The sequence below is a fragment of the Pseudomonas sp. P4_C3 genome (genome assembly GCF_056402075.1).
Map to the genome: position 1 here is coordinate 1 of NZ_JBFUIC010000343.1, position 4036 is coordinate 4036.

The window sequence follows — 4036 nt, forward strand, 5'->3', positions numbered from 1 at the left end:
CCCGTAGGACGCCGCCAACAACACTTCGAAGAATACGAACAGGTTGAACAGGTCAGCGGTGAGGAACGCGCCGTAAAGGCCCATCATCTGGATCTGGAACAGCGCGTGAAAACTCGAACCGGCGCCGTCCCAGCGGGCCATGGCAAACAGCAGGGCACAGACGCCTATGATGCCGGTCAGCACCAGCATCAGTGCCGACAGGCGATCGACCACCAACACCAGGCCGAACGGCACTTGCCAGTTGCCCGGCAGGTACACACCGATGGAGCCGGGCACGCCGGTGGTTTGTGTCCATTGCCACAACGCCACGGCAATGCCCAGGCCGAGCAGGCTGGAGAACAGATTGATCTTCGCCTTGAGCGGCCGGTGCTTCTCGCCGAGCATCAGCATGATCGCGGCGGTCAGCAGCGGCAGCAGAATGGGTGCGACGATCAGGTGGGTCATCGCCATCATTCCCTGGGCTCCCGGCCATCCACATGGTCGGTGCCGGTCAGGCCCCGGGAGGCCAGCAGCACCACCAGAAACAGTGCGGTCATGGCAAAGCTGATGACGATCGCCGTCAGCACCAGTGCTTGCGGCAACGGATCGGTGTAATGCAGCAAGTCCTGCGGTACGCCGTCCTTGATGATCGGTTCCTTGCCGATGAACAGGCTGCCCATGCTGAAAATGAACAGATTGACGCCGTAGGACAGCAGGCACAGGCCCATGACCACCTGGAACGTCCGTGGGCGCAGGATCAGCCAGACGCCGGACGCGGCCAGTACGCCGATGGCGATTGCGATGACTTCTTCCATCAGACGACCTCCTTCATGGCAACGGATTTAGGCTGGGCAGCGGTTTTGTGACCCCGCACCGATTGGTGGGCGAGGGCTGTGAGGATCAACAGGGTCGAACCGACCACCACGCCGTATACGCCGATGTCGAAGAACAACGCGCTGGCCAGGTGAATGTCACCCAGCAGCGGCAACGAGAAATGCCAGGTGTGGGTGGTCAGGAACGGATAGCCGACCAGCATCGCACCCAGCCCGGTGGCCGTGGCAAACAGCAGTCCGGTGCCCATCCAGCGCAGTGGCCGCAGGCTCATTTGCGCCTCGACCCACTGCGTGCCGGCGACCATGTATTGCAGGATGAACGCCACCGACATCACCAGCCCCGCAACAAAGCCGCCGCCCGGTTGATTGTGCCCGCGCATGAACAGGTAGAACGACACCACCAGCGCCACCGGCAACAGCAGGCGCACCAGCACCGCCGGCACCATCATGAAGCCGAGTGCGGTGTCGCTGGCATGACGCGGGTTGACCAGGTCGGTGACCACGTCCGGTGCGAGCAAGCGTTGCTGGGCCGGCAGTTGCAGGCTTTCTTTCGGTGGGCGGAAGCGGCGCAGCAGGGCGAACACGGTCAGGGCCACGGCCACCAGCACGGTGATTTCACCGAGGGTGTCGAAACCACGGAAGTCCACCAGCATCACGTTGACCACGTTGCTGCCGCCGCCTTCGGGCAAGGCGCGGCTGAGGTAGAACGAGGAAATATCGTTGGGGGTCTGGCGCGTCAGCATGGCGTAGGCCAGCAACGCCATGCCGACACCGACCGCGGTCGACAGCAGCAAGTCGCGGATCCGCCGTACCCGCGCCCGGCGCAGACTGCCGGGCAACGGCGAGACTTCCTCGATCCGTCGTGGCAACCAGCGCAGGCCCAGCAGGATCAGCACCGTGGTCACCACTTCGACCGCCAGTTGGGTCAGGGCCAGGTCCGGCGCCGAAAACCAGACGAAAGTGACGCAGGTCATCAGGCCGCAGACGCTGACCATGGTCAGGGCCGCGAGCCGGTGATACTTGGCTTGATAGGCCGCGCCCAGGGCGCAGGCGATGGCCAGCAACCACAAGGTGACGAAGACGATCGACCCGGGGATTTTCGGCCGGTCGCCCCAGTGCAGGCTGCTGTGCAGCATGGGGATCAACCCGGCCAGCACGGCGGCGAACACCACCAGGAACAACTGCATTTGCAGGCGCCGGGTGCCAATCCGCGGCTCCAGGCGACGGGCCAGGCGCATGATCGCGACCAGCGCGTATTCGAACAGGTGCTTGCCGTCCAGGCGACCAATGACCGGCGGACGGTTGAAGCGTCCGCGCTTGAATTGATTGCGCAGCAGCAGATAGAGCACGGTGCCGCAGGACAATGCGATCAGGCTCATGATCATCGGCGCGTTCAGGCCATGCCAGATCGCCAGGCTGTACTCGGGCAGCGTGCCGCCGACCACCGGTTGCGCCGCCGCCGCGAGCAGCGGGCCGACCACCTGGGCCGGGAAGATCCCCACCAGCAAACAAGTGAACACCAGCAACTCGACCGGCGCGCGCATCCAGCGCGGTGGCTCGTGGGGCGTGTGGGGCAAGTCGGTCGCGGGCGGACCGAAGAACACATCCACGGTGAAACGCAGGGAGTATGCCACGCTGAAGGTACCGGCAATGGTTGCCACGATCGGCAAGCTGAGTTCGACCCAGCGGGTGGCATTGATGAACACGGTTTCGGCGAAGAACATTTCCTTGGACAGGAAGCCGTTGAGCAACGGTACGCCGGCCATCGAGGCGCTGGCGACCATGGCCAGGGTGGCGGTGAACGGCATCAGCTTGTACAGGCCACTGAGTTTGCGGATGTCGCGGGTGCCGCTTTCGTGGTCGATAATGCCGGCGGCCATGAACAGCGAGGCCTTGAAGGTCGCGTGGTTGAGGATATGGAACACCGCGGCGACGGCGGCCAGCGGACTGTTCAGGCCGAGCAACAGGGTAATCAGGCCGAGGTGGCTGATGGTCGAGTAGGCCAGCAAGCCCTTGAGGTCGTTCTGGAACATTGCGCAGTACGCCCCGAGCAACAGGGTGCAGGCGCCGGCGCCGCTGACGATGTAGAACCATTCTTCACTGCCCGAAAGCGAAGGCCATAGCCGCGCGAGCAGGAAGACCCCGGCCTTGACCATGGTCGCCGAGTGCAGATACGCCGACACGGGCGTCGGCGCGGCCATGGCGTGGGGCAACCAGAAATGAAAGGGAAATTGCGCACTTTTGCTCAAGGCACCGATCAGGATCAGGGGCAATAGAATCGGGTAGAGGCCATGGGCGCGAATCAGGTCGCCGGCGACCAGGACCTTGTCCAGGTCATAGCTGCCGACCACATGGCCGAGCAGCATGGCCCCCGCCAGCAGGCACAAACCGCCCGCACCGGTCACCATCAGCGCCATGTAGGCGCCGCGCCGGGCATCGGCGCGATGGTGCCAGTAGCCAATCAACAGGAACGAGAAGAGGCTGGTCAGCTCCCAGAAAAACACGATCTGGATCAGGTTGCCGGAGATCACCAGCCCGAGCATGGCGCCCATGAAGGCCAGGAAAAACGCGAAGAAACGCGGCACCGGATCGTTCGGCGACATGTAGTAGCGGGCGTACAGCGAAACCAGGGTGCCGATGCCCAGCACCAGCATGGAGAACAGCCAGGCGAAACCGTCCATGCGCAGGACGAAGTTCAGGCCCAGGCTGGGCAGCCATGAAAACTCTTCGCGAATGACGCCGCCATGGGCGATCTGCGGGTACAGGAATGCGACCTGAAGGGTGCCGATCAGGGCGATCAGGCCGGCTAGCAGAGATTCGGCGTTACGGGCATTGTGCGGCAACACGGCCGCCAAACAGCTGCCTATGAAAGGCAGAAGCAGTAGAACTATCAGGGACATAGGCTTCTAATCTGCGGAAGTTTGTGAAGCATCATACGTGCCAGCTCCCGGATCACCAAACGCCAAGCTGTCGCAGAATCCTACACGGTAGACGGAAAAGCCCTGATTCACATTGTTTCAGATAGAGGTTGGGGAGCCAGATAGGCCGCCATCGCGAGCAAGCTCGCTCCCACAGGGTATGAAGGTGTACACAATCTTGTGTTCAACCCAAAACACTGTGGGAGCGAGCTTGCTCGCGATGGCGGCCTATCTGGCTCCCCAACCTCTATCTGAAACAATGTGAATCAGGGCTTTTCCGTCTACCGTGTAGGATTCTGCGACAGC

Annotated in this window: 2 protein-coding genes and 1 pseudogene; all 3 read right to left on the reverse strand. The window is 62.8% G+C overall.

Annotation, left to right across the window (positions count from 1 at the left end; translation table 11 throughout):
* Window positions 1-453, reverse strand: a pseudogene (locus tag AC1DVH_RS27160) (monovalent cation/H+ antiporter subunit D); the annotation flags it as partial.
* Window positions 450-794, reverse strand: coding sequence for a Na+/H+ antiporter subunit C (locus AC1DVH_RS27165; RefSeq protein WP_007973781.1), 345 nt, complete (start codon window positions 792-794; stop codon window positions 450-452). The pseudogene AC1DVH_RS27160 and the gene AC1DVH_RS27165, both read right to left, overlap by 4 nt.
* A complete protein-coding gene (locus AC1DVH_RS27170; RefSeq protein ID WP_477756396.1) occupies window positions 794-3712 on the reverse strand; it encodes a monovalent cation/H+ antiporter subunit A in 2919 nt (972 codons plus the stop codon). The genes AC1DVH_RS27165 and AC1DVH_RS27170 overlap by 1 nt, the downstream gene beginning before the upstream one ends.
* Window positions 3713-4036: the final 324 nt, after the last annotated feature.